The organism is Lysinibacillus sp. FSL K6-3209 (assembly GCF_037976175.1).
Lineage (GTDB): Bacteria > Bacillota > Bacilli > Bacillales_A > Planococcaceae > Lysinibacillus > Lysinibacillus sphaericus_D.
Genome location: NZ_CP150264.1, coordinates 2,440,717 through 2,463,973, shown reverse-complemented (window position 1 = coordinate 2,463,973; position 23,257 = coordinate 2,440,717). Strand labels below are relative to the sequence as shown.

Sequence of the window (23,257 nt, the reverse complement as noted above, 5' to 3'; positions counted from 1 at the left end):
TGGAGCAACCTATACAAAAAATGAAGCTGACAAGTTAGTAGCAGAATGGAAGAAGAAAGGAGTGAATGCCTAATGGGTGGTATTTGGGAAACGCAAAATAAAGTACGTCCTGATGCGTATATCAATTTTGAATCAAACAGTTTAAATACAATGGGCCTTGATTCTAATGGCGCTCTAGTTGTTCCTGTAGCACTTGACTGGGGGGATGTTGGGAAGTTTATAAAACTCTCTCCCAATACAAAGTTTAGAGCACTTTTTGGCAAGTCACTTGGTGATATACTTCCGATTCGAGAAGCCTTCAAAGCTACAAGCAATGTCTATCTCTACAACTTAAATGGAGAAGGACAGAAGGCACAAGCAACAGCGCATGGTTTAACGGTCATAGCAAAATACGGAGGTACTGATGGCAATAAGATTCAAGTTACGACTACAGAAGGGTTAGATCAATATATAACCGTCAAAACGTTTGTTGATGCTGTTCAAGTAGACGCGCAACATGTCGCTTTTTTTGATGAGTTAAAGCCTAATGATTACGTCATATTTAACGGATCATTGCCATCCAGTGATGCAATTTTGACGCTTACTGGAGGCACTACAGTCGCTGCAACCAATGATTCAATTTCTGAATTCGCATCCGCATTAGATAACTTGAATTTTAAGGTTGTGGCTTATGGTACAGATGAAACTACCACAAAGGCGTTGCTTGCATTAAAGATGAAAGAGTTACGACAACAAGCCGGTAAGCGTGTCACGTTCGTAACGAATAATTACAATGCTTCAGACCATGAAAGTACGGTATCAATTAAAAATGGTGTCCTACTTGCTGGTGGTGAATTCTTAGAGGCAAAAGATTCCTTGTATTGGTTTGGTGCCGCATTTGCAGCGTCTACAGTAAATTCATTGACGTTTGAAAAATATCCTGGTGCGATTGAAGCGGAAACGATGACAAATGATGAAATCATTCAAGCCTTAAAAGACGGCCATATTGTCTATACGCTACATGAGGATGAAGTCGTAGTGGAGCAAGATATTAATACATTTCGTTCATTTACACCGACGAAGAACCAAGATTTTCGAAAAGGAAAAATTGATCGAGGGATGTCCATTATTGAAAACAACACACGACATATTTTTAGAAAATATTTCATCGGGAAAGTAATCAATAATGCGGATGGTCGAGATTTGTTTAAAAAACAATTAATGAAAACGGTACTTGATCCATATGTGCGTTTAGGTGTTATTGAACCTTATTTACCTGAAGATATTGTGATTGAACAAGGAGAAGAAAAAGATGCCGTATTCGCAATACTAGGAGTTAAATTTATCGATGCCATGGAGAAATTATATATGCGAATTGAGTGCAAATAGGAAAGGGGCATAGCGTATGGTAAACGTCATGCAAACAAAAGACGCCATCTCCTCGCGTGAGGGCATGGTGTTTATTAATATCGAAGGACGTACATTCGAAATTGCGGAAATTTTAAAGTTTAAGGCAGAAGTGGAATACAACAAAGTCGAAGTAAAACGTCTTAATGCTCGAATGGAAGGCTCTAAAATTGTGGGGGCTAAAGGTGTTGGTGAAATGACGATGTACTACCATCGTCCAGAAGTACGTGCAATGGCAGTGGAGTATCTACGTTCAGGTAAATCGCCGATGTTTGATGCAACGATTGTCAATGCAGACATAACAAGTGCAGCAGGTAGACAAACTGTTGATGTTCGAAATATTGTTCCAGATAAAACACTGTTAGCAATGATTGATGCCGATAGTGCAGACACATTAAAAGACGAGTTTCCATTCACCTTTGACGATTTTGAAATCTTAAACCAATTCAATGTGATTCAATAAGGAGGAGCAGTAAATGAGTAATTTTAAAGCATTCATGAAAGAAAATGTAAGACAAGCCGAGCCTGTAGAATTAAAGTTAGAACGTTTTGCAGAACCTATTCAACTACGTCCGTTAACATCTGCAGAGTCGGATGCTATTAATGATCGATGCTTTAAAAATAAACCTGGTAAAAAAGGGCGTCAAGAACGTGTATTTGATCCAGTAGCCTATAACCGAGGCATTAGCGTGGCTTCAATTGTTTATCCGGACTTAAACGATACAGCGCTTCAAACATCTTACGGTGTCCGTGGTGCTGAACAATTGTTTGGCGCAATGTTCTGGGTAGGTGAAGCCTCTCAAATCTCTGATAAGGTATCGGAAATTAGCGGTATTGATAAGGCGCTAGAAGATGAGGTAGAAGAAGTAAAAAACTAATACAGGGCAGTGACGATGAGCGCGACGGATTAGCCTTCTATGCACACGTTGCGCTGCATCGTTTTAATATACTGCCAACTGCATTTTTAAGTATGGGTCGCAAGGAACGCGCATTTATTATTGCTAGTTTGGATATTGAGTTGGAGAAAGAAGCGGAGGCTGTGAAGAAGTAATCGCGGTAATTTACTTAAACTAGTGGCGCAGGTTAGTTAAATCGTTTTGTTTAAAGGTTATTCAACAATCGGGCCATTTAATGGAGTATAGCTTATGATATCGCTAGAATGGACATTATGAAATATTTTACTTAAACTATATTACAGCATAGTTTAACAGAATCTTTGTCTCTTTATTATTTTTGATGAATTGAGCCATGAGTGCATAGTTTTGAGCCAGTGAGAGTACCTCTATTTTCGAACTAGAGAGCCGTTGATAACGTAAGAGAATAAAGCAAGTAGATATTAATCGAGGTGGTATATATGGATTTATTGCAAGTCTCTAAAAGCCAGTTAATCAGTGAAGTATACGAATGTAAAAAAATGATTTACCGATTAACAAACTTACCAAAAAATATTCAATCGAATATCTCAAATTCATTATTACCGTATCTTTCAATGATTGTTGATGGAATTGATAGTCTTTTTCTGACTGAAGATACTATTGTACTTTCTAGTAAATTTGAAGATATCAATGGAGAGAGTTTTACGAAGCTTATCAAAAAAATAAGAGTAAGTTCCAAATTGCTTACTGATAAAAAAAAACTAAGAACTTCAATAGAGATGTTAAATAGTGAAATAAAAAAATTTCATCAAGAGTTAATAAAAGATTATACTGAGGAACAATTAGTATATGTAAAAGCATTCGGACAAGACGATTTAGGTGTTTTCTATTATAAAAACAAGCCGTATGCAAACAGTAGTCAAATAAATTTATATATTAAACCATTTAATTCAAGTGTAGGGGAAGTTGGGAAGGATGTATTCAAATTTAGTATGCAGGTCGCTATGTACATAAACGAGTTTTGTTCTGTGCTAGAAGGGCAAACGCTACCAAATTTGAAGCGAGAGGATTACATTACTAATGTAGATTGTGAAGACTTCATTTACCAAGATTATATCTACAGTGAAGAAAAACGAAGAAATATTTTTAATAATTTTATAGATGAAAGAGTTTCATTATATTTACTGAATATGCAATGTCAATTAAATTTCGCCCTTAATATTTTAGATTTACTAATAGACGAACATCCACTGAAATACAGAATTCAATTATTGATTTACTATTACTCTGTCCAAGCAATAGGTTTCGCTTCTGAATCAGGCTATTTAGAAGTTCTCGAAGAACATCAAGAAACGATTACCGCAGTAATAGAGACTCATAAAAGAATATTTAAATGCAGTACTTTTAGAAATAATCTGTTTCATTATAGGCTTTCACAGGAGATTACCCCTTCATTGAGCAAAAACTATTTTGAAATTATGGTAGAAACACTAACATCTGTATCTTTAGAAAACTTGTTAACCACCGTTTATAAGGAAATGAATATTGTTGAAAAGTTAATTAAAGAAATTATCTACTAGTTTATATTAGTTATTCAATTAAAGGGCGCGATTCTGTAATAAGGATTAGCGCACGGTTTCATTAAAGGGCCAGATTGCGGAGTATCAATTTTTTAAGATATGCTACCAAACGACGGTTTGGAAAGTTTATGTAATATAATTAAAATAGCATAGCGGGTTTTCAGAAGGAGGCGAGGTAAAGATGGAACAATTTATTCTAAATGGACAAATTGTTAATGTAGATGTTCAAAAAACAAAAGAATTGTATAAAGAGCTTCCTTTAGTTTCTGACAAAGAACATTGTGGCTGTTCCGATTGTACTTACTATGCGAAGGCAATTATTCATACATCTCCAGCAATTCAACAGTTTTTTGAACAATTTGGTGTCGATCCAAGGAAAGAAGCTGAAGTATGGAGAGCTTGTGAAAATGACGATGGTACATATTGTTATGTAGCAGATTATCATTTTATTGGCGAAATTCCCCATGATAAAGAATTAGATTGGATTGACATAGAGGATGCGTCATTCGGTTTGACAAATCGAACTGGAAATTTGCCTTCACCAATGATTCCAGAAACCTTCACCCCACCTATAATCGAGATGATTCTGAAAATTAATTTACGTTCTGATATCTAGTTATTTAGAGAGCATCAGACTTATACAGCTTTATGAAAAATTCCTATAAATTAGAATTTGGAGAGGAGTGTAACAATGACAAAAATAAAGGAACTTCAAAAAACAACTGGTGGAACAATAGCGATTGATTGGAACTTAGTTGAAGAAAATATTGGCTTTAAATTACATGATAATTTAAAAGACTTTTATTCACGAATATTAGGAAGCAAAAATAAGTCAGGCTACATTTCAGGAATAATAAAATTCAATCCTGCTGAATTTGTAAAGCGATATGTCAACAAAGACAATTGGCTAAACGATGCAAATGGCAATAGTACTTGTGCAGAATTTACGCTTTGTCTGTTAAAGCAAACAGATGACAACAAATATATATCAGACTTTATTCAAGAGGCATTTTTTGGCGAATGGACAGGCGGAAATGATTTCGGGCATAGAGCATATATCGGTGAAATTCTTATCAACATGGGTCAAGTATCACTTCTTTTGAATAATGATACAGGAGTATTTGAATGGGTAGATTTTGGATATGGGTATTTTGATAAATATTCTGATAATCCATATGGAATTGTGGCTGATAATACACAAGAATTTCTTAACAAATTCAAACCAGCAAAGTTTGATAACTTCCAGTTTAACTAATAAATGAATATTAAGAAACCTCACTTATGATACAGAGAACCTTATCATAAGTGAAATTTTATTAATTCGTTATAGAAACGTGTGGTGAGTGAAATATATAGTACTTGGTTGTCAAAAGTTAATGACAATAATGTTTTATGAACTTCATATACGTAAATCGGAATAGAGTTTTCCGTAACTTAAAATTAAGTCAAACACTCTCATTTGAGGGTGTTTTTCTATTTGAAAATTCAATTTTTTTCGCTTCGAATATTGTCGAATCTCCTCTGATTATTTATATTTATATTTATATTGAGATGAATTTTTTATAAAGGGAGGAATTTTTTTATGAAAAAGGCATTTAAGTTTGGTTGTGGGGGTATTGTTGCTTTAATTGTATTAATAATAATTGTAGGTGCTTTTGTTGGCGATGATACGAATAAATCAACGGATAAAGAAAAAGCTCCTGTTACATCTTCAACTAGTAATGAAGATAGTGAGGGAAAATCTGAATCTAGTGCAGAAGAGAATAAAAATGTTGGAATTGGTGAAGAGCTGATTGTAGGTAAAGTTGCTTTCAAAGTAAATTCAATTGATGAGGTTAATGAAATCAGTGCGGCAAATGGTTTTATGAAGTATAGGCCCGATGCAGAAGGGGCAGTGTTTTTAAATGTAAATGTGACTGTTCGTAATGATGGAACAGAACTGATTAATACTGATTCAAGTTTCTTTAAATTAATTTCTAGTAATGGAGCTGAATATTCACCATCGTCTATTATTGTAGCAGATGATAAATACTTTACATATGAGGGGATAAATCCTGGGCTAGCTTTAACAGGTAATGTAGTGTTTGAAGTTCCACCAGGATTAACGGGCCTCGATTTAAAAGTACAGACCGGATTCTGGGGTACTGAAACAGGAATGATAAATTTAAATTAAGAGTATAAAAAAGTCACTCATTGAGTGGCTTTTTATTATGGCATGATGAATCAATCTAAGTAAAAAGCTGACCATCCAGTCTAACTTCTATGGGAAAGAGTAATTAGTTTGGGTCTAGTAGAATATCCCTCAATTGTGTATATTTATGTATAGGAGGGATTATGTGAGAAAAAATAACGTTTATTCGGGTCAGTAAGGTTTAGTCCTGTTTCCGAAAAGATAGTTGACGTGTGGATTCAAGAGTTAGAAGATGAAACTTTTGGAATCGCAAAATTTACATATGACTCTACTTACTATTAGGGGGAATTGAATTGGCTCGTAATAAAGTAATTGCAGGAGATTATGAAGGAAAGAATATAATGATTAGTCAACAAAGTTTCTTTAGCAAGCAAGAAGTTTTTTTATTTACTGGTTTTACTAAAAAATTTCCCTTAAATAAAGAAACAGTCGAATCTTATGAGTTAATAACTGAAGAGCATAGAAAAAGTGCAGTTAGCGGGGTTTCTCGTGGATTAGTCGGTGGTGTGTTACTAGGTCCAGTTGGGTTATTGGCGGGCTTATCTGCCAAAAATATAGGAACTCACATTTTAGCAATTGAATTCAAGGATGGAAAGAAAAGTTTAATTGAAGTCAACGAGAAAATTTATAATCTTTTCTTGCAAAAGATGTTTTAAGCACTCCTCGTGAGTGCTTTTTTCTTTGTATAAAATAAAACGAGAGGCAAGAAGGAAAGATGAAAAATAATATAAAAGAGTAAATTTCAGTTCACCTTTATATTTTAGGCTATTTGAATAAATCACTTCTCTTAGATCAGGATTCGTGATACATAGTTAAAAATACTATGTATTACCTTCTTACTTCATTGTGCCTAACTTGGATATTTATGTTAATATAGATGTTTATATTGTGAAAAATCATTATTTAAACTTAAGCTTTAGTCTAATGCAAGAAGGGACGTGTTTTATTGAAAGAGATTAAATCGACATCTATTCAACCTAAGGTAAGAGAACTTTTATCCTTCGCAACCTCCGAAAAGAATGTCGAGAAAGAATATGATTTATATATGCAATCACCAGGAAGAAAGTTATATAAATATGACCTTGAAACTGAGGTTGCTGGTTGTATTGGAATAGAACTTTTAGGTCCAAAGCGTTGTGAAATAAAACATATCGCAGTATCTTCAGATTGTAGAGGAATAGGCATTGGGAGTAAAATGATTAGCTTTATTTTGGAGAAATATTCTGTATCTTTTATGTCTGCTGAAACGGATAAAGATGCTGTGAATTTTTATAGAAAATATGGATTTAAGATAACAAGTTTAGGAGAAAAATATCCTGGTGTAGAACGATTTCAATGTATTTTAAAAGCTGAATAGGATTAGGTTTTCTTCAATTTTTGAGATGTTTTAGTTCAATAACGCTCATCAAATAAATACCTTTTTATAAAAACTTATTAAATATCTAATCAAGCCATTCAATTTGAGTGGCTTTTTATTATGCCTATAAAGGGGGTTGATACACTTGTCTGTTCGAACAACCATGACCTTAACAGACAAAATGACAGGCACTTTACAAAAGATGATGAAAGCGATGAATAGCACAATCCGTGCAATGGAACAGATGCATAACACATCCAGTCGAAGTATGGATATGCGTAGTCTGCAGCGTGCAAGGCGAGATATTGAAAGTGCTACTACCGCCATCAATCGATTAAGAACTAGTGCGAGACTAGCCCAGCAAAATGTGGGTGCTTTGGGTGATAAATTTAGAGGAACCTCAGGCGGTATAGCTGCCGCCACAAATGGTGTTGGGCGATTTTTAAGTAAATTTACAGGGTTTGCGGCTGCTATATTGTCTGTCCAAGCTTTGATAGAAGGATTTAAAAAGTTAGTAAGCGCTTCTGATGCTTATAGTAATGTCAATGCACGTCTTGCCAATATCAATGATGGGTCACAAACACAGAAGGAGTTACAGGATAAGATTTATAGGGCAGCCCAACGTAGTTTAGGTTCGTATAATGATATGGCTGAGAGTGTCTCCAAGTTAAATTTATTAGCGGGTGATGCTTTCTCAAGTAATAATGAAGCCATTCGATTTGCAGAACTAATGAATAAGTCATTTGCAGTATCAGGTGCAGGCGCACAAGAAAAAGCTGCAGGTATGCATCAATTAACACAAGCCTTAGCTTCTGGACGGTTACAGGGTGATGAATTTGTATCCATTACTGAAAACGCTCCGTTATTAGCGAAAGCAATAGCAAACGCTATGGGGGTAAGTATGGGTGAAATGAAAAAACTCTCTTCTGAGGGTAAAATAACGGCTGATATCATCAAAAAATCATTATTCGAAGCTGCAAATGATATTGAAGATAAATTCAGCAAATTGCCATTAACCTTTGCTGATGCTATGACAGTCTTTAATAACTGGGCACAAAGAGCATTTGAACCGTTATTTATACGCTTAAGACAGTTTGTTAATTCAAAAGCATTTGGCGTGTTAGCAGGTCATGCCATGGTGTTTATCAATCTCTTTGTAGCTGGATTATCACTTGTGTTTGATGCACTAGAAACTTTGTATACCATTATTGGAGCAGTCGGGCAGTTTATGTATGATAATGCTAGTTGGGTCGTGCCTGTCCTTGTGATAATGGGTACTGTTATCGGTTCCATAGTCGCAATACTAGCAGGCAAATATGCAGTTTTAGGCTTAATACGTGTTGCCACGCTGGCTTGGGCAGCTGCACAATGGGTTGTAAACGCAGCCTATTTAGCAAGTCCGATTACATGGGTGTTAATTGCGATAATCGCTGTTATCGCTTTTATAGTAACGGCCATGGTGATGTGGGGAGAACAAACAGCTACAGTAATAGGTTTTGTTGCAGGCATTTTTGGCGCATTAGGGGCGTTTATCTTTAATACATTTGCCAATATAGCGAACTTCCTCACAACCTTTGCAGAATTTTTTATTAACTTATTTATTGACCCTGTATATGCGGTGAAAAAGTTATTTTATGATTTGGTCATGATGGTGGTCGATAATATGTCTACGATGGCAAGCAGTTTTGACAAGGTTGCAACAGTACTCGGTAACGTCTTTGTAGCAGGTGCAAATATTGCTATCAAGGCAGTGAATGGATTAATTAACCTCCTCAATAAAATACCTGGTGTTGATATAGGCACTATAGGTGAATTACAGACTGGTAAATCTAACGTCGTTACAAAGCATTGGCAAAATTTTGTGGGCAATTTAAAGCCGCCAACGAGTGATAAAAACGTAGTCAGCTTACCTAAAACCAAGCTAATGAACATTCCAAATGCATTCAATAAGGCGAACGAATGGGCATATAACGGCATGATAGCTGGCAGTGAAAAATTAGGTGGACTCGTGGAAAAAGCCAAAAATGTTATGGGATTAGGGGAGAAAAAAGAAAAAGAAAATCCATTTTTAGATAAATTCAGTTTGATGGATGACGTGGTGAATACCGCGCCGTCCGCATCTAAAATAGGTGCTTCGGGTGATCCTGATAAAGGAAAACGAAAAGATGGGAAATTAAAAGGTGGAAAACTGGATAAAGTCGGTAAGATTGAAGACAAAGTCAATCTTGCAGACGAATATCTCGAATTATTTAAAGATATTGCAGAAGGGAAAGCCATTCACAACATTGTTTCGCTTACACCAAATGTACAGGTCTATAATCATTTCGACGATACAACAGGTAGTGCAATGGAAAAAATGCTGACTAAGTTCGGCGATTTGTCCCATACGAATGGCCATGTAGCGAAAATAAACGACTATGTATCACAAGCATTGAATGCTCCTATTAGAGATGATGTTACAGTCTCAAACGAAGTACGAGAAAAGGTTTCGGCCTCACCTATCACCAATAACAGTAAAACGATTGTGCAGCATATTCAAAGTGAACCGAAGTTTTATTTTACTGGCGATATTCATGAAAAAGTGGATGTAAATGATGTTATAAAAGTGATTACACAAGGGTTGAAAGATGAGCAAAGTCGTTCAGTAGAGGGGGTATATGGATGATAGGAATTTATCTAAGTGCCAACAACGATCAAGAAGGATTTCGTATTCCCGTCAATCCTCCTGAATTACCATTTAAACAGGATGCCGATGGAGAGCAATTTCAGATTGCTAAAACGGGCACAGTCAATGTCCCGAAACCAATGCAGCTACAGGAATTTTCATTTTCATCATTTTTTCCTGCAGTGGATACCCATTATGCAGAGACGCAGTTTAGAGAGCCGAAACAATATATTGAGCAATTTAACAAGTGGATGGCCGATGAAACGGTGATCCGCTTTATTTTTGTTGGTGGTTCTTTTTCAGTTAACGAACAAGTGACGATTGAATCATTTGAATATAAACAACAATTTGGGACAGCTGACGTTGATTACACCATCTCTTTTAAAAAATATGTTCCCTTTGGTTTTAAGAAAATGGAGCTTGTGAAAAAGACTACAGCACCGGTTAATCAAAAGACATCGCAACAAGTTGTAAAAAAGGAAGCGCCAAGGGATAATCCTAAACCTATACCACAGACGTATAGTTTGGTGAAGGGCGATTCGCTTTGGAAAATTGCGCAAAAATACACCGGAAATGGAGCGAATTATAAAGCTCTACAATCGTTGAATGGCATTAAAGATAGTGATTTAAGAAAATTACCTATCGGTTTAAAAGTTAAAATCCCGCCTGAATGGACGGCTAAGAAATGAGGTGTGAGGTATTGAGGTTTTAATCGATAATCGGGATGGAAATATCTGTGAAGTGCCTGTTACATCGTTGAGTTGGAAGACTGAAAAAACAGGGAAAGCATCAGAACTTACTGTGCATTTGCTTAACCCAAAGCCACTTGAATATACCATCGCTTCTGGAGCGATTGTTAGAGTAATGGATGGTCAACACAAAGTATTTTATGGCTATTCATTTAAAGCCAGCTTTGGTGTAAGTAGTGAATTTCACATTACGGCTTACGATCAATTGAAATACTTCATGTATAACGATTCTTTTTTTATCCCACCAATGTTAGCTGAAAAAGCAATTGAGCGTATTTGCGGTCTAGCAGGACGTAAGTTAAGTACTATAGCGAAAACAGGGTTTATAGCGCCTGGAATGATTGAAGAAGATAAAAAAGCATTGGATGTCATCATGAAATATATTGATTCGGCTATCGTAGCCACGAACCAAAGCTTTGTCTTTCTCGATGATTTCGGCACACTTGGTTTGTATAATATTCGTGATTTAGTTATACCACCTACAGACTTTTATATAGGGGAGGAAAGTCTTTTATATGACTTTGATTATTCGGTATCCATTGAGGATTCTTACAATCGTGTAAAACTAGTTTTAGATGATAAAAAAGCTTCCAAACGTCGAGTATTTATTGCACAGGATAGTCGTAATATCGCGAAGTGGGGTCAATTACAATATTACAAAAAGGTTGATGACAATATGACACCTGCTCAAATTGACAGTTTGTTAAATGCATTACTTGCGGTTCATAACAAAGAGAAAAAGGAACTGGCATTAAAATGTTTAGGTGATTGGCGAGTGCGTGCAGGAAAGATGGTGTATATCTACATCGAGAAATTAGGACTGAAACAACTGTTTTTAGTGGAAGCATGTACGCACGATTGGTCAGCTAATGTCCATACGATGAGCTTAGAATTGAAGGTGATTTCATGAGTTTACTAGAGTTAATCAAAACGACGGCAATGGCAGCTTTTCATGCGTCCAATCCAGTAAATATTGTGTTTGGAAAAGTCATAGAAGCAAAGCCATTAAAAATTGAATTGCACTCAAAACTCATCTTAACGGATGAGTTTTTACTTGTGGCCGAACATCTAACTCGCCATGAAAGAGTGGTAAGTATTCAATTCCAGTACCCTACAAACTACACGAAAAGACAAATCGGTGATGAGGGAAAGCAAGCAAGTTCCAAACGAAAAAGTCAAGGTGAAGCGAGTGCAATTCCTTATGAAGACTATGAAATGAAGTATGCAAAGATTGTATTTGAAGATGGCCTAAAAATAGGCGATAAAGTAGTATTACATCGCGTTCAAGGCGGTCAAAAGTATTTTGTATCAGACCGATACAGGGAAGGTGATAGGGTATGGTACTACCCACAGAAAGAATAACGATTACACCTGATATTGAAGTAGTGGACGCTGTTGCATTACCCACTCGAACATATCAACTGGATTTCAAGCGGGGTTGTTGCAGTGGATTTATTGATGGGCAAAAAGCGATGGAACAAGCCATTTTCAAAGTGCTGCACACAATTCGTTTTAAACACCTCATTTATACACATAATTACGGTTTTCAAAACATGATGGGTTACGATGAGTTGTATGTGCGTGGTGATTTAGCTAGGCGTATACATGAAGCAATACTTCAAGATGAACGCATCAACTCTCTTGAAAATTTCAGTCTTGAATTTACGTCAAAAGAAGATGTGTTAGTGACATTTACTGCAAGAACAATTTATGGTGATGTCAGTCTGTTAAAGGAGGCGATACGGATTGCTTGATTACCTAGAATCCAAAACGTTTGATGGCATCTTAGCTGAAATGCTGGAACGTGTCCCGAATGATGTTGATAAGCGGGAGGGCAGTGTCATTTATGATGCCCTTGCTCCAACAGCATTAAAGGTCGCTGAAATGTATTGGGATATGGCTATACTGTATCGCCGTACGTTTGCAGTTACTGCAGATGGTATGGATCTTGAAAAACGAGTGAATGAACATGGAGTGGAACGTAAAAAGGCGGGCAAGGCGATTCGCCGCGCTCTATTTACAGATGGGGATGGTCAACCTCTTGAAGTACCGATTGGAAGCCGATACCGTTTAGATGCACTTGTCTATCATGTGACAGAACGACTGGAAGCGGGTGCATACAAGGTGGAAGCGCAAACCGCTGGGGCAGTCGGCAATAAAGACTATGGCGAAATGCTACCACTTGAAGCAAATAATACGCTCGGTAAAGCCATATTAGCTGATGTACTGGTACCAGGAGAAGATGACGAAACCGATGCTTCACTATATCAAAAGTATCTAGAACATATCCGTGAAAAAGCTTTTGGTGGTAATCGTGCTGATTATAAGAAAAAAGTGATGGCCATTCAAGGTGTTGGGGGTGTGCGATTAAGACGTGCCCCCTATGGTGGTGGAACGGTTCAAGTAATAATTATTGATACTGATTTTAACGCACCTACATCGGAATTTGTCTCCCATGTTCAAGAGCTAATAGATCCTACCGAGTTTAAAGGAGAAGGCTATGGAACTGCACCGATAGGACATAAGGTAACAGTCCAAGGGGTGGGGAGAGAAGAAATTAATGTGGCATGCGAAGTAATGTTGAACGGGGTAACGGTCGGTCAAATTGAAGCGCAAGTAAATGAAACGCTAGAAGCGTATTTCGTTGAACTTCGAGCAAATTGGATGAAGGATGTAGACATCCATGTCCGAATTACGCATATCGAATCTAGGCTATTAGAGATTGAGGGAATTGAGGATATTGCTTCTACACGATTGAATGACGTAGCTAACAACATTACATTGGTTGAAGAAATTCCGGTGCTTAAGAAGGTAATGTTGAAGGAAGTGAGTTTATGACAAATACTTTTTTAGATGAGTTACCTTCTTATTATCAAGAGATTAAAGAGTTTCGAGAGTTGTCCAATACAGTTACAGTGAACTGGGACCAACTTAGCGAAGTTCTTTTTAGTATGGATAATGATCAATTTATTTTAACTTCAAGTGAGGCTGCTATAGCGATAAGAGAAAAAGATTTTGGTATTCGCGCAGATCCAAAAAATGAAACATTGAATTTCCGAAAACTGCGATTACTGGGGCGCATGCAAGAAATTACGCCCTATGTATTGGAGTATTTAATCAAGACACTGACGGGACTAGTCGGTGAAAACAAGCATCAAATTTTATTAAATAGTCATCAATTTGAAATGGAAGTAGCAATCGATGTTGAATAATCAATTTACTACAATGAGGTTATAAAACTAGTTGAACGCATTGTACCGTTAAACATTGATTTACTAACGACAATCCTAGCGTTAAAGGAGTGTCTAGTTGTTATAGGAGGCACATATGGATGGGCGCTACATTATAAAATTTGTGGTCGTTTTAAAACAGCGCAAGTGCATGGGGCAATCGGAAGAGAAATGATAAGCGTTGCTACTGGAATATATGGTTTTCATACAGGTACTCGCGTTTGTGGTCGATTTAGAGCGGGAGGTGTAAGTGATTGAACGAAATACAACCATTAATGATAGATTTAACGCAACAATTTTTAAATAGTCTTACAGTTAGTGCGAAGGTAACCATAGATGGTGTCATTTACGATAAAGAAATCTATCATACTAGCACAAAATATGGACTAAGAAAGTACGTGAAATTGTCCACAGAACAGGGCTTGGTCACACGTGCTGCTTTAGTTGATCGTTATGGGCGTGAAATGTACGTAAAAACAATGAACTATCAAAAAGGTTCAAATGGATATGTTATTGCATTTCCTCTCCAACTTGAATCGAAGGAAGTGAATGTAAATGGGTAACTATATGAATAGTGAAATTCCATTAAATTTTAAGGAGAATCCATATACGCGAACTGAATGGCAAGATGATGTTAAAGACCCTCTCACGGGGGAAATAATCGAAATTGGGACAACTTATATGGCTGAATATGCAAACAATTTCGAGTGGGGTATTTATAACGCGTATCGTTTTATGATTGAAATGTACCGACAGATGGAACGCATGCGCGTTCGGTTGGAACTCGACGGTCGTGTACCAGGTAACTCCGGTACATTTGCCGATACACTGGACGGTAACACTAACAAAATCAAGTTAGATAAAACGTTGACCGAAATTATCGAGGCAGTTGAAGTCGGGGCAACAACATTAAAAGTAGCTAGTGTAGAAGGTTTTACAGCAAAGACACAAGTGACTATTTACGATAATGAACATAGTGAAGACGTGATGATAACAGAAGTAGGTACAGACATGATTAAGGTATCAGCAGTTGCTACAACATACAAAAAAGGTGCAAAAGTAGCTCGTAGTAATGTGGATATGGATTATGTAAAGGCTGAAATGCGTTTTGGTGAGTGGCAGACTTATGATGTTGAATTAATCGAGGTGATGTAGCGTGGTTCGATATTATTGGAATAAGTATCAATCGATCCTAACAAATCCTTATTTTATTAGTGCGTGGAATAATCCGCAACCTGTTAGTTTTCATTTTAATCAAATGTATACGTGGTATACTTCTTATTCTTTTACTGATGATGGGAAAGCAATTGGCGTTGGTCCAGTCAGATTTCAAATTGGCAGTTTAGATGCATTGGATCCTCGAAAAATTTTAAAAGAAGGAACAACGTATTATCGAATTGATGTTCTTGAAGGAATCCCTGTGAAGATTCAAGTTAGCTACGTTAGCAATACGAATGTCAGTGGAATAGAGCAAAGAGGGTATGTGGGCAAAGGGATATCTTCTTATACGAAAGGCTCATTAGTGCAAGCTAATATCATAGGCCATGCCAATGCCTATGTAAATGGTGGAAGAAACGCAGATGGTTATTGGTACGAGAGAGGTGCGGTGGTTACGACAACACCCCCAACACGACCGGCAACCCCTGGCGAATTTACGCAACCAACGGGCACTTTACAAATCGGTGATCGGAAAACCATCGCATGGTGGGTATCGTCAAATTCGAATCATACTTTGTCTAGGTACGTATTAGAAGCTGCTGTAAATGGTGGGTCGTTTACACAAATCGGGACACCCACAACGAATAGTTTTTCCTATACAATTCCAACATCTACAAGCATTCAATTTAGAGTAAAAGCAGTCGATGCTAGAAATTTAGAATCAAGCTATCGGACAAGTAGTGTTTATCCAGTAACAAAGCCCAACTATTATTGGAATCAATTTAAAACTGCTCAAGGTGGTTTAGTGCAATCGGGCATCGTTGCAGAAGAAACGGCTTATCCAACGAACAAAAAACATAGTGATGGTTATTGGTATGTCAGAGGCAGTCGTGTCAATCAAGCCATTGCACCGCCTGGTCCATTTACAACCCCAACACAAGGCAAAAAGTTCAAACCAAACGAGACGGTAAACATCACATTTGGTGCATCTCAGGCTGCTAATCTCGCACTTTATGAAGTAGATTACCGATATAATAGCACAGATGATTGGACATCATTTTCATACAACAATACGCTTACACGTAGCTTGCAAATTAGTGCTAATCCAACACATACAACATTAGAACTACGTGTGCGAGCAAAAAATACAAGCAATGTGTATTCCGATTATATCCATTCAGATATATTGACAATCGAACACAATGTAGCTCCTACTGTATCGTTACGGAGTCCATCTGGCAACGTGAGATTATATGAAAATGATACGCTAAATATCGAAGGAACAGCTTTTGATTCTGATGCAGATCAATCCGTTACGGTGTATTATCAGATCAATGAGGAGCCTCGTAAAATATTAGCGACCAACCTAAGTCAGGTAAGATTCCCTTTAACAAAGCAGTTAACTTTTAAAGGTGGCAAGCTCTATCAGGGTAAAACGGCTATTACAGGCCAACTATCCGAAGGAACCATTCAAAAATTATTTGTATGGGCAGAGGATACCGAAAAAGGAATCTCTCCAAAAATAGAACGAAGGTTTTCGGTCGTACCGAATAGAGCACCGTTGTTATCGGTGGATGCTGTAGTACCTTCTGGTGTTGTTGATACTGATTCATTTAAAATATCCGGTAAAGCATCAGATGACGATGCGAATGCGACAGTAAAGGTGACAAGCAGTATCAACGCAGGTGAGCCAGTGGAAATTTACAGTGGTTCGGGTGGTGCGTGGGAGTTTGATGTAAAGCTAGCACAATTAATAACGGGTGAAAATACAATTGTTCTTGAGGTCGTAGATAATTACGGAGCCAAGACAAGTAAAACGATACAACTAAATAAAAAAGAAGTGAAAACGCCTATTTTACAATCCGTTGCTCGTTACCAAATCGAGCCGCCTAGCGGATCTGCAAAGGGCGTTTTATTGTTTATTCAACGAGATGAAGCACTTGAAATAAAAGTGGAAGTATCCATGACGGCAAAGGGTGAGCCAGAGCAATACACGGTGTTAACACCAGTGAATACAGCACCCATCACAGCCAAACAAGGTGTCGTGGAGGACACATTTGAGCATAAAGAAATGGAAGCTAAACAACGAATTGTATTAAAAATTACGCTAACACGTAAGGACTTGGCATCTAATCACAAAATACATCTGATAACAGGGGCGGTGGACTAATGGCATTTCAATATAAAATACGAAGTTTGGACGGTACACTTGGTGAAATGAAGAAATTTGGTGTCGATGAAACGCAAGAAGAAAAAACCGAACGATTAGTAGCAATTAACGCTCAATTAGCCTACGAATCGGTTATGAAGGATTTAAGGATTGTAGAGTTAAATAGTAATCAAGCAGATTTAACATATCAATTGATGATGAAAGGGGTTCTGTAAGATGGATTGGTTAAAAATGATTAATGGCTTTTACCCTAAATACTGGACAAAGGAAATGGTTGGCGATGCTGTAGAAGCTGGGAAGATAACAGCAGAACAGTATAAAGAGATTACTGGCGATAATTATTCCTTAAAAAATAGGAAAGCAGAGGCTTAGAGTTATTTTTGTTGTTACTCCTTAAAGGTAATCTGTTCCTTTTGTCGAATTAAGTAGATTAAAGGAGTTGACTATTAAGTGGATATTAGCGAAATATTATCTAATAAAGGAGTTATTACAAGCGTTCCAACTATTATTATTTTTTCAATCCCTATCATAAAGAAGGCAATAGACTCGTTCAATATAAAGGCTGTAGAAAAAATATTATATAGTCCATCAAAACGTCTAGGAATTTTTTTAACACAAGTTCTACTAATAGATATTTTAATACTATTTATATATTTATCTTCCATGTTTTTTCTTGGTTTCGATCTTGATAAAACTACCATTGGATTATTAATTTACTTAGTTTTATTAATATCTATACCTTCATTTTCTATATTGTTCTTTATTATAGGGAGTTTAAGTGTAAAATTTAAATTTTCTTTTAAAGATGATAATGGAATTGAGTGGGACATTGAGAAAAGAATAAATAAAAAAAAGGTTTTGGCATGTAAAAAAAATACTTATAAGTTTTTTGAATATGAATTTTTAATGGATATAGAACTGGAGAGGAAATTATTGAAGAAAGTAGAATTACCTCTTCACAAAAAAATATATGATAACATAAAAAAAATATTTATTATAACGGCTTCAGCTATGATAGTCATAGGTATAGGTGCAATGGTAAGTGAAGGCATTTGGAGAATTATTTTCTCTATACTTTTTATTATTGTCATAGCATTCTTACTATATGTTGAAACTATTAGAAATAATAAATTATTAATGGATCAATACGAAGAAGTAAGAAGTTGATGATTAAAACATGCTACTTCTTTATGCCACTAGATTTAAAAAGAGATTCCTAACTATATAGTTTCGTATGTATATCTGCAATAGAAAAATAGCAATGCTCATGTTATTTAAGTTTTATAAATAAGCGAGCACATGAAATGAGCCAGGATATAAACTAATATAGCGATTAAATTGCATTATTTCAAAAAAATTTAACAAAAGTTTAATTAGCCTTACACAATTATCTGTGTGAGGCTTTTATTTTGCAAAAAAGGAAGGTGTCCAATGAAAACAGACACATTATATACATCACTCGTAGGCGGCTCCATGGCAGGGGTCGCCTATTTTGTTGGTGGGATTGACCATTTAATCAAAGCACTCACTATCTTTATGGCGATTGATTATATTTTAGGGACTATGGTTGCTTTTGTTGTGAAAAACGTTGATAGCAGAAAAGCTTTGATAGGGCTATTTAAAAAGGTAGCTATGATCTTGATGGTTATTGCTGCAGTGCAACTGGACTTAGCAACCGAGAGTGGTAACTTTATGCGCAATGCTATGATTCTTTTTCTAATTGGTATGGAAGGAATCAGTATGATTGAGAATCTTGGTAAGCTAGGGATGAAAGTGCCGAAGTTCTTAACAAATGCTTTTAAGCAGCTACAAATCGACAATGATGATAAAAAGGATGATAAATAATGAGTGTCACAACAACATGCCGAGATTTAGGTGAATTACTACCAGTGGCGCAAACCGCTTGCAGGTTGCTCTTTCAACAGTGCTATAAAGCAGGCATTTATAATATCTTCGTTACGGAAACATATAGAAGTCAAGCACGGCAAAATTACCTATATGCACAAGGCAGAACAAGACCAGGGAAAGTTGTGACGTGGACGCTAAAGAGTAATCATACTTCACGTTTAGCGTGGGACATTGCCGTGGCTCCACCGAAACCCTTATATGATGTAGATACATTAACAAAAGTCGGGGCAATCGCTCGTAAGTTAGGTATTACGTGGGGTGGTGATTGGGCACGCAGAATCGACCGTCCACATTTTGAAGTGAAACGCAATTGGAAGATGCCTAGAGGGTACAAATTAGAAGGACAAATAATCGTGCCAAGTAACAGCAAAATGAAAGTCCAATTAATTGTGAAAGACAAGAAGGAGGAAATCAAGGTGGCAAATACAACATGGAATCCAGGTTCACCAGCTTTGAAAACTGAAACAGAAAACTATATTGCACAAGCGGTTAAGGATGGAATTATACAGGCTTCACACTTGAAGGACTTACAGAATGGAGTCATGACGACGGATCGTTTGATTGGTTTGTATATTACGATTCAACAAAGACGAAATAAATAAAAAGAAAGACCGCTCTACCACTTAATCATTGTGGAGGGCGGTCTCTTGATTAATACTCTCTTACTTCAAATGAAGCAATCTTGTCGTGTACAATATATTCAGTTACTTTTTTATAAGGTGAGATAGTTTTTGTGAATTTGAAAGTTGAAGTACCTTGAGCACTTTCAAACCAATTCAAGTAATTATTTAAAACGGTATTAGTAACATCATATTCTTTTGTAATACCATTTACTAGTGTGATACTAAGGATAGCACTAGAAGATTCACTAATAGGTTTTTTAACAATCACAGTGCTAGTAGCTGAAATATCAGTGTTTTCGATTTTTGCAGTTATGATTGCTTGGCCTTCACGAATAGCTGTCACGTTACCATCCTGATCTACAGTGGCAATTGATTCATCACTCGAAGACCATATCACATTTTTATTGATAGAGTTTTCTGGTAAGACAGTAGCAGTTAATTTATCCTTACTACCTTCCAGTATTTCTATTGAATTTTTGTCTAATGAAATGAATTCAACATCTGGAATTTCAACTGGTGATAATAATGTTCCATCAACATCAATTGCATCTAATTCAAAAAAACTAGCTGTATCGAGGTTTTTCAATATAACAATATGTGTTCCTGGAGATAAATTATTTTTTTCGTAAGATACTCTTTGACCATCATTTATATTTAGTGAGTCGATATTTTGAGAGAATGTATCGACAATCTGTCCGTCAATACTAACTTCAATACTCTTGCTTCTTGCCACCCAAATTGCAGAAAGTAACCTAATTTTAGTTCCATTAAATCTAAACGTTGCTGTGTTATCTCTAGTAAAGAATGCAGTAGAACCCTTGTAAAATATTGGATGATTATGCGGAGTGTACTTAGAAGTATCTCCTACAATTACTTTAGGACTATTTCCGTCGTATCTATTCCAACCTTTTTCAGGTTTTTTGAGTTGACTTCCAATTATTGCACTATTTTCAGGAGTATTATTTAAATTAGTTACTCCTTCTTCGTAATCAACCCCTTCTGCTGCTGATGCACTTTCAACACTAAAGCTAACAAGTAATAACAGCATTAATGCCGAATAAATAAAACCTTTTTTAAATATATTTACCATGATGTATCCTCCTTAAAGTTGTATATGATCATTTCCTGAATAAACCTCCAAAGATAACATTAACTACTTATGGGCTTTTTTGCTATAATAAAAATCGATTAATTTTGATAACAAAAAAAGCCACTCGATTTGTACAGCACCCCCAAAATTACCGAAAAACTAACTTTTGGGGTTCACTCCATTTGAGTGGCTTAATTTTTAATTCATTTTTTCGAGAGCTTTGTTCATTTGATCTTCATTTGATTTTACAGCTTCACTATCTACTGCATCAACACCACGATATGTATATTTCATGTTTTGGAAATAATCAAAAGCGAAATCCTTTAGAGCACCTTCGCTATTTTTCTCAACAAAATAAGATTTTAAAATGTTAGTCAACATTCGCTCATGGTTTTCGATTTCACTTAAATAATTACCTGATTTATAATCATCAACTATGTACGTTGAAAATTCCTTCACTTCTGCTTCCGTAGGATTATACTCCATTAAAAATTTTTCAAGTGCATAAAACTTATCAGCCGGACTATCAGAATTTGTAGCCAATTTTGTTATTTCATCCTGCCATTTTGCCGTCTCTGCTGTTACAGATTCTTTTGCAGGTGCAGCTTGTTCACTAGCTGGAGCTTCTTCTTTAGGTGCAGCTTCGTTTTCATCACCACATGCAGCAAGTAAAAATGCCGATAAGGCTCCAACATAAAATAATTTTTTCATTTTCAAACTTCCTCCTTTATAATATCTTATCTATTTTAAGAAATTAGATGGTAAAAGTATATAAAAAAAGAAAAATAACCAATATTAGTTATTTATTAATTCCGTTCCACTAAACTTTCTTTTATGTTCTAATTTGAATAAATATAAATTTTGAAGTATGTATATTACTAGGGTGTGTCATTTTTTACACCTAAGAAAGCAACCAAAGCAACAAAAAAGCAACCAAAAATCTGAATGCAGGTGAATATCGGTGAAATCGAAACATTATACAAGTGTGAAAAACCTTGCTATAATGGGCTTTGTGATTACATATGAAAGAGGGTAAAAGCATGAATGCTTACGACGAATATATGAAACAGGTAGTGAAGCCGATGCGTGAAGAGTTGGTGGAGGCTGGTTTTAGGGAGCTGACAACGGCGGATGCTGTTAATGAATTTATGGCGGAGGCAAAGGGGACTTCTTTGGTTGTGATTAATTCAGTATGTGGATGTGCTGCAGGGTTGGCACGTCCAGCGGCTCGTGAAGCAGTTGCTGCGGTTAAACCAGATTATCTTGTAACGGTATTTGCAGGGCAAGATCCTGAAGCAACTGCTGCGATGCGTGGTTTTTTTGAGGATGTACCACCAAGTTCACCATCAATGGCCATTTTAAAAGATGGGGAATTGGCTTACTTTATTCCGCGTGAACAAATTGAAGGCTTCCCAGTGGAGCAAATTACTGCGCATTTAACAGGCGTTTTAGAGCAGACATGCGAGAAGTAAAAACAATTGTCACTACAGCGGGCAGACCAGACGATTTGTCGATGGTGCTCGCTGATTTTGTGTGTAGCAAGTTAGATGCTCCCTTTATCCCTCGTCATAAACGCTCAATCCGTAAACTTGCAGAGGACTTTCAGGCGAATATCATTGTAGCAGGGAAAAATCGCTATGAATATTATGCATTTGGCGCAGAAGAGCCCTTTTTCTTTCATCCGAATTCCGCAGCATTTCGCTTAAAGCGAGTAGCGAGGGGAGAAATGGAGCCGTTTTTAGATGCGGCACAGCTCGAAAAGGGCGATTCGGTATTAGATTGTACGCTCGGTTTAGGTGCGGATGCGATGTTAGCCGCCTATACTGTTGGTCAATATGGTCGAGTGGTAGGACTGGAAGCTAATCCAAATGTGGCATTTATTGTAGCGCATGGTATGAAAGCATATGATACCTCGGAGCTTCCATTAACGGCCTGTATGCGACAAATAGAAGTGGTGCAAGCAGAAGCGGTTGCTTATTTAAAATCACAGCTAGATAATTCATTTGATGTAGTCTATATAGATCCAATGTTTGAAGAAATTATTGAGGAATCGAATAATTTTCAGGCACTTCGTACAGCAGGAGCACATATGACTTTAACGGATGAATGGGTCAAAGAAGCGAGACGAGTGGCAAAAAGGCGTGTTGTGTTAAAAGCGCATTATCAATCAACGTGGTTTGAAAAATATCATTTCTCGAGATTAACGCGTTTGACTTCAAAATTTCATTATGGTGTTATTGTGAAACAATAGACAACGGGAACAGACATAAAATCA

At 36.6% G+C, this 23,257-nt stretch carries 28 protein-coding genes; 26 read left to right on the top strand and 2 right to left on the bottom strand.

The features are described 5' to 3' along the window. Positions 1 to 72: 72 nt before the first annotated feature. The 24 genes from MHH88_RS11825 to MHH88_RS11710 all read left to right on the top strand — a co-directional run bounded on the left by MHH88_RS11825 (position 73) and on the right by MHH88_RS11710 (position 19,871). Complete coding sequence (locus tag MHH88_RS11825) at positions 73 to 1,368, top strand: phage tail sheath C-terminal domain-containing protein (RefSeq protein ID WP_339258247.1); 1,296 nt, start codon at positions 73 to 75, stop codon at positions 1,366 to 1,368. A 16-nt stretch (positions 1,369 to 1,384) separates the two neighbouring features. Then, positions 1,385 to 1,849 carry a phage tail tube protein gene (locus tag MHH88_RS11820; RefSeq protein ID WP_339258245.1) on the top strand — a complete coding sequence of 155 codons (465 nt, stop codon included), beginning with the start codon at positions 1,385 to 1,387 and terminating at the stop codon, positions 1,847 to 1,849. A gap of 13 nt (positions 1,850 to 1,862) precedes the next feature. Then, on the top strand, positions 1,863 to 2,264 hold the full coding sequence (locus MHH88_RS11815) for a phage portal protein (RefSeq protein ID WP_229386853.1): 402 nt from the start codon (positions 1,863 to 1,865) through the stop codon (positions 2,262 to 2,264). 476 nt (positions 2,265 to 2,740) lie between these two features. Next, on the top strand, positions 2,741 to 3,841 hold the full coding sequence (locus MHH88_RS11810; protein ID WP_339258242.1) for a hypothetical protein: 1,101 nt from the start codon (positions 2,741 to 2,743) through the stop codon (positions 3,839 to 3,841). A gap of 181 nt (positions 3,842 to 4,022) precedes the next feature. Continuing rightward, complete coding sequence (locus MHH88_RS11805; protein ID WP_339258240.1) at positions 4,023 to 4,457, top strand: hypothetical protein; 435 nt, start codon at positions 4,023 to 4,025, stop codon at positions 4,455 to 4,457. A 75-nt stretch (positions 4,458 to 4,532) separates the two neighbouring features. Further along, positions 4,533 to 5,096 (top strand): hypothetical protein, encoded by a 564-nt coding sequence (locus tag MHH88_RS11800; protein ID WP_339258238.1) that lies wholly within the window; start codon positions 4,533 to 4,535, stop codon positions 5,094 to 5,096. A 327-nt stretch (positions 5,097 to 5,423) separates the two neighbouring features. Further along, a complete protein-coding gene (locus tag MHH88_RS11795; RefSeq protein WP_339258236.1) occupies positions 5,424 to 6,014 on the top strand; it encodes a DUF4352 domain-containing protein in 591 nt (196 codons plus the stop codon). Between the two features lie 311 nt (positions 6,015 to 6,325). Further along, the gene (locus tag MHH88_RS11790) at positions 6,326 to 6,688 is read left to right on the top strand and encodes a hypothetical protein (protein WP_339258234.1); all 363 of its coding nucleotides are present in this window, start codon (positions 6,326 to 6,328) and stop codon (positions 6,686 to 6,688) included. Positions 6,689 to 6,978: 290 nt separating this feature from the next. Further along, positions 6,979 to 7,389 (top strand): N-acetyltransferase, encoded by a 411-nt coding sequence (locus MHH88_RS11785; RefSeq protein ID WP_339258232.1) that lies wholly within the window; start codon positions 6,979 to 6,981, stop codon positions 7,387 to 7,389. 145 nt (positions 7,390 to 7,534) lie between these two features. After that, positions 7,535 to 10,054 carry a tape measure protein gene (locus MHH88_RS11780; protein WP_339258230.1) on the top strand — a complete coding sequence of 840 codons (2,520 nt, stop codon included), beginning with the start codon at positions 7,535 to 7,537 and terminating at the stop codon, positions 10,052 to 10,054. Next, positions 10,051 to 10,743 carry a LysM peptidoglycan-binding domain-containing protein gene (locus MHH88_RS11775; RefSeq protein WP_229386844.1) on the top strand — a complete coding sequence of 231 codons (693 nt, stop codon included), beginning with the start codon at positions 10,051 to 10,053 and terminating at the stop codon, positions 10,741 to 10,743. The genes MHH88_RS11780 and MHH88_RS11775 overlap by 4 nt, the downstream gene beginning before the upstream one ends. A 67-nt stretch (positions 10,744 to 10,810) precedes the next feature. Next, positions 10,811 to 11,713: a hypothetical protein gene (locus tag MHH88_RS11770; RefSeq protein WP_339258227.1), complete on the top strand. Its 903-nt coding sequence runs from the start codon at positions 10,811 to 10,813 to the stop codon at positions 11,711 to 11,713. Further along, a complete protein-coding gene (locus tag MHH88_RS11765) occupies positions 11,710 to 12,165 on the top strand; it encodes a DUF2577 domain-containing protein (protein ID WP_258842865.1) in 456 nt (151 codons plus the stop codon). The genes MHH88_RS11770 and MHH88_RS11765 overlap by 4 nt, the downstream gene beginning before the upstream one ends. Then, positions 12,141 to 12,557 (top strand): DUF2634 domain-containing protein, encoded by a 417-nt coding sequence (locus MHH88_RS11760; RefSeq protein ID WP_339258224.1) that lies wholly within the window; start codon positions 12,141 to 12,143, stop codon positions 12,555 to 12,557. Before MHH88_RS11765 ends, MHH88_RS11760 begins: the two co-directional genes overlap by 25 nt. Continuing rightward, entirely contained in the window at positions 12,550 to 13,641 is a 1,092-nt protein-coding gene (locus tag MHH88_RS11755; protein ID WP_339258222.1) for a baseplate J/gp47 family protein, read from the top strand. Before MHH88_RS11760 ends, MHH88_RS11755 begins: the two co-directional genes overlap by 8 nt. Continuing rightward, entirely contained in the window at positions 13,638 to 14,015 is a 378-nt protein-coding gene (locus MHH88_RS11750) for a putative phage tail protein (RefSeq protein WP_339258220.1), read from the top strand. Before MHH88_RS11755 ends, MHH88_RS11750 begins: the two co-directional genes overlap by 4 nt. 272 nt (positions 14,016 to 14,287) lie before the next feature. After that, positions 14,288 to 14,596 carry a hypothetical protein gene (locus MHH88_RS11745; RefSeq protein WP_339258219.1) on the top strand — a complete coding sequence of 103 codons (309 nt, stop codon included), beginning with the start codon at positions 14,288 to 14,290 and terminating at the stop codon, positions 14,594 to 14,596. Beyond that, entirely contained in the window at positions 14,589 to 15,188 is a 600-nt protein-coding gene (locus MHH88_RS11740) for a hypothetical protein (RefSeq protein WP_339258217.1), read from the top strand. Before MHH88_RS11745 ends, MHH88_RS11740 begins: the two co-directional genes overlap by 8 nt. Position 15,189: 1 nt before the next feature. Next, entirely contained in the window at positions 15,190 to 17,361 is a 2,172-nt protein-coding gene (locus tag MHH88_RS11735; RefSeq protein ID WP_339258215.1) for a hypothetical protein, read from the top strand. Beyond that, the gene (locus MHH88_RS11730) at positions 17,361 to 17,576 is read left to right on the top strand and encodes a hypothetical protein (RefSeq protein ID WP_339258213.1); all 216 of its coding nucleotides are present in this window, start codon (positions 17,361 to 17,363) and stop codon (positions 17,574 to 17,576) included. Before MHH88_RS11735 ends, MHH88_RS11730 begins: the two co-directional genes overlap by 1 nt. A 1-nt stretch (position 17,577) precedes the next feature. Continuing rightward, entirely contained in the window at positions 17,578 to 17,733 is a 156-nt protein-coding gene (locus MHH88_RS11725) for an XkdX family protein (protein ID WP_339258211.1), read from the top strand. Positions 17,734 to 17,811: 78 nt separating this feature from the next. Continuing rightward, on the top strand, positions 17,812 to 18,528 hold the full coding sequence (locus MHH88_RS11720) for a hypothetical protein (protein ID WP_339258209.1): 717 nt from the start codon (positions 17,812 to 17,814) through the stop codon (positions 18,526 to 18,528). A gap of 264 nt (positions 18,529 to 18,792) precedes the next feature. Next, entirely contained in the window at positions 18,793 to 19,206 is a 414-nt protein-coding gene (locus tag MHH88_RS11715) for a phage holin family protein (RefSeq protein WP_339258207.1), read from the top strand. Further along, positions 19,206 to 19,871 (top strand): M15 family metallopeptidase, encoded by a 666-nt coding sequence (locus MHH88_RS11710; RefSeq protein ID WP_339258205.1) that lies wholly within the window; start codon positions 19,206 to 19,208, stop codon positions 19,869 to 19,871. The genes MHH88_RS11715 and MHH88_RS11710 overlap by 1 nt, the downstream gene beginning before the upstream one ends. A 49-nt stretch (positions 19,872 to 19,920) precedes the next feature. Here the strand turns inward: MHH88_RS11710 and MHH88_RS11705 are convergent, their stop codons facing one another. Both MHH88_RS11705 and MHH88_RS11700 read right to left on the bottom strand, forming a co-directional pair. Further along, the gene (locus MHH88_RS11705; RefSeq protein WP_339258203.1) at positions 19,921 to 20,982 is read right to left on the bottom strand and encodes an Ig-like domain-containing protein; all 1,062 of its coding nucleotides are present in this window, start codon (positions 20,980 to 20,982) and stop codon (positions 19,921 to 19,923) included. A gap of 198 nt (positions 20,983 to 21,180) precedes the next feature. Beyond that, entirely contained in the window at positions 21,181 to 21,693 is a 513-nt protein-coding gene (locus tag MHH88_RS11700; RefSeq protein WP_339258201.1) for a hypothetical protein, read from the bottom strand. A gap of 329 nt (positions 21,694 to 22,022) precedes the next feature. On the opposite strand from MHH88_RS11700, the gene MHH88_RS11695 reads away from it, so the two are divergent. Together MHH88_RS11695 and MHH88_RS11690 are read left to right on the top strand one after the other, a co-directional pair. Beyond that, positions 22,023 to 22,454, top strand: a complete 432-nt coding sequence (locus MHH88_RS11695; RefSeq protein ID WP_339258199.1) for a BrxA/BrxB family bacilliredoxin — start codon at positions 22,023 to 22,025, stop codon at positions 22,452 to 22,454. Beyond that, complete coding sequence (locus tag MHH88_RS11690; protein WP_339258197.1) at positions 22,442 to 23,233, top strand: class I SAM-dependent methyltransferase; 792 nt, start codon at positions 22,442 to 22,444, stop codon at positions 23,231 to 23,233. Before MHH88_RS11695 ends, MHH88_RS11690 begins: the two co-directional genes overlap by 13 nt. The last annotated feature ends 24 nt before the right edge of the window (positions 23,234 to 23,257 follow it).

Excerpts from the sequence above, each read along its gene's own strand:
- MHH88_RS11690 (WP_339258197.1), top strand. The coding sequence starts at position 22,442 with ATGCGAGAAGTAAAAACAATTGTCACTACAGCGGGCAGACCAGACGAT.
- MHH88_RS11700 (WP_339258201.1), bottom strand. The coding sequence starts at position 21,693 with ATGAAAAAATTATTTTATGTTGGAGCCTTATCGGCATTTTTACTTGCT.
- MHH88_RS11810 (WP_339258242.1), top strand. The coding sequence starts at position 2,741 with ATGGATTTATTGCAAGTCTCTAAAAGCCAGTTAATCAGTGAAGTATAC.
- MHH88_RS11795 (WP_339258236.1), top strand. The coding sequence starts at position 5,424 with ATGAAAAAGGCATTTAAGTTTGGTTGTGGGGGTATTGTTGCTTTAATT.
- MHH88_RS11805 (WP_339258240.1), top strand. The coding sequence starts at position 4,023 with ATGGAACAATTTATTCTAAATGGACAAATTGTTAATGTAGATGTTCAA.
- MHH88_RS11695 (WP_339258199.1), top strand. The coding sequence starts at position 22,023 with ATGAATGCTTACGACGAATATATGAAACAGGTAGTGAAGCCGATGCGT.
- MHH88_RS11725 (WP_339258211.1), top strand. The coding sequence starts at position 17,578 with ATGGATTGGTTAAAAATGATTAATGGCTTTTACCCTAAATACTGGACA.
- MHH88_RS11750 (WP_339258220.1), top strand. The coding sequence starts at position 13,638 with ATGACAAATACTTTTTTAGATGAGTTACCTTCTTATTATCAAGAGATT.
- MHH88_RS11800 (WP_339258238.1), top strand. The coding sequence starts at position 4,533 with ATGACAAAAATAAAGGAACTTCAAAAAACAACTGGTGGAACAATAGCG.
- MHH88_RS11760 (WP_339258224.1), top strand. The coding sequence starts at position 12,141 with ATGGTACTACCCACAGAAAGAATAACGATTACACCTGATATTGAAGTA.
- MHH88_RS11825 (WP_339258247.1), top strand. The coding sequence starts at position 73 with ATGGGTGGTATTTGGGAAACGCAAAATAAAGTACGTCCTGATGCGTAT.
- MHH88_RS11740 (WP_339258217.1), top strand. The coding sequence starts at position 14,589 with ATGGGTAACTATATGAATAGTGAAATTCCATTAAATTTTAAGGAGAAT.
- MHH88_RS11715 (WP_339258207.1), top strand. The coding sequence starts at position 18,793 with ATGAAAACAGACACATTATATACATCACTCGTAGGCGGCTCCATGGCA.
- MHH88_RS11710 (WP_339258205.1), top strand. The coding sequence starts at position 19,206 with ATGAGTGTCACAACAACATGCCGAGATTTAGGTGAATTACTACCAGTG.
- MHH88_RS11820 (WP_339258245.1), top strand. The coding sequence starts at position 1,385 with ATGGTAAACGTCATGCAAACAAAAGACGCCATCTCCTCGCGTGAGGGC.
- MHH88_RS11765 (WP_258842865.1), top strand. The coding sequence starts at position 11,710 with ATGAGTTTACTAGAGTTAATCAAAACGACGGCAATGGCAGCTTTTCAT.
- MHH88_RS11775 (WP_229386844.1), top strand. The coding sequence starts at position 10,051 with ATGATAGGAATTTATCTAAGTGCCAACAACGATCAAGAAGGATTTCGT.
- MHH88_RS11705 (WP_339258203.1), bottom strand. The coding sequence starts at position 20,982 with ATGGTAAATATATTTAAAAAAGGTTTTATTTATTCGGCATTAATGCTG.
- MHH88_RS11730 (WP_339258213.1), top strand. The coding sequence starts at position 17,361 with ATGGCATTTCAATATAAAATACGAAGTTTGGACGGTACACTTGGTGAA.
- MHH88_RS11815 (WP_229386853.1), top strand. The coding sequence starts at position 1,863 with ATGAGTAATTTTAAAGCATTCATGAAAGAAAATGTAAGACAAGCCGAG.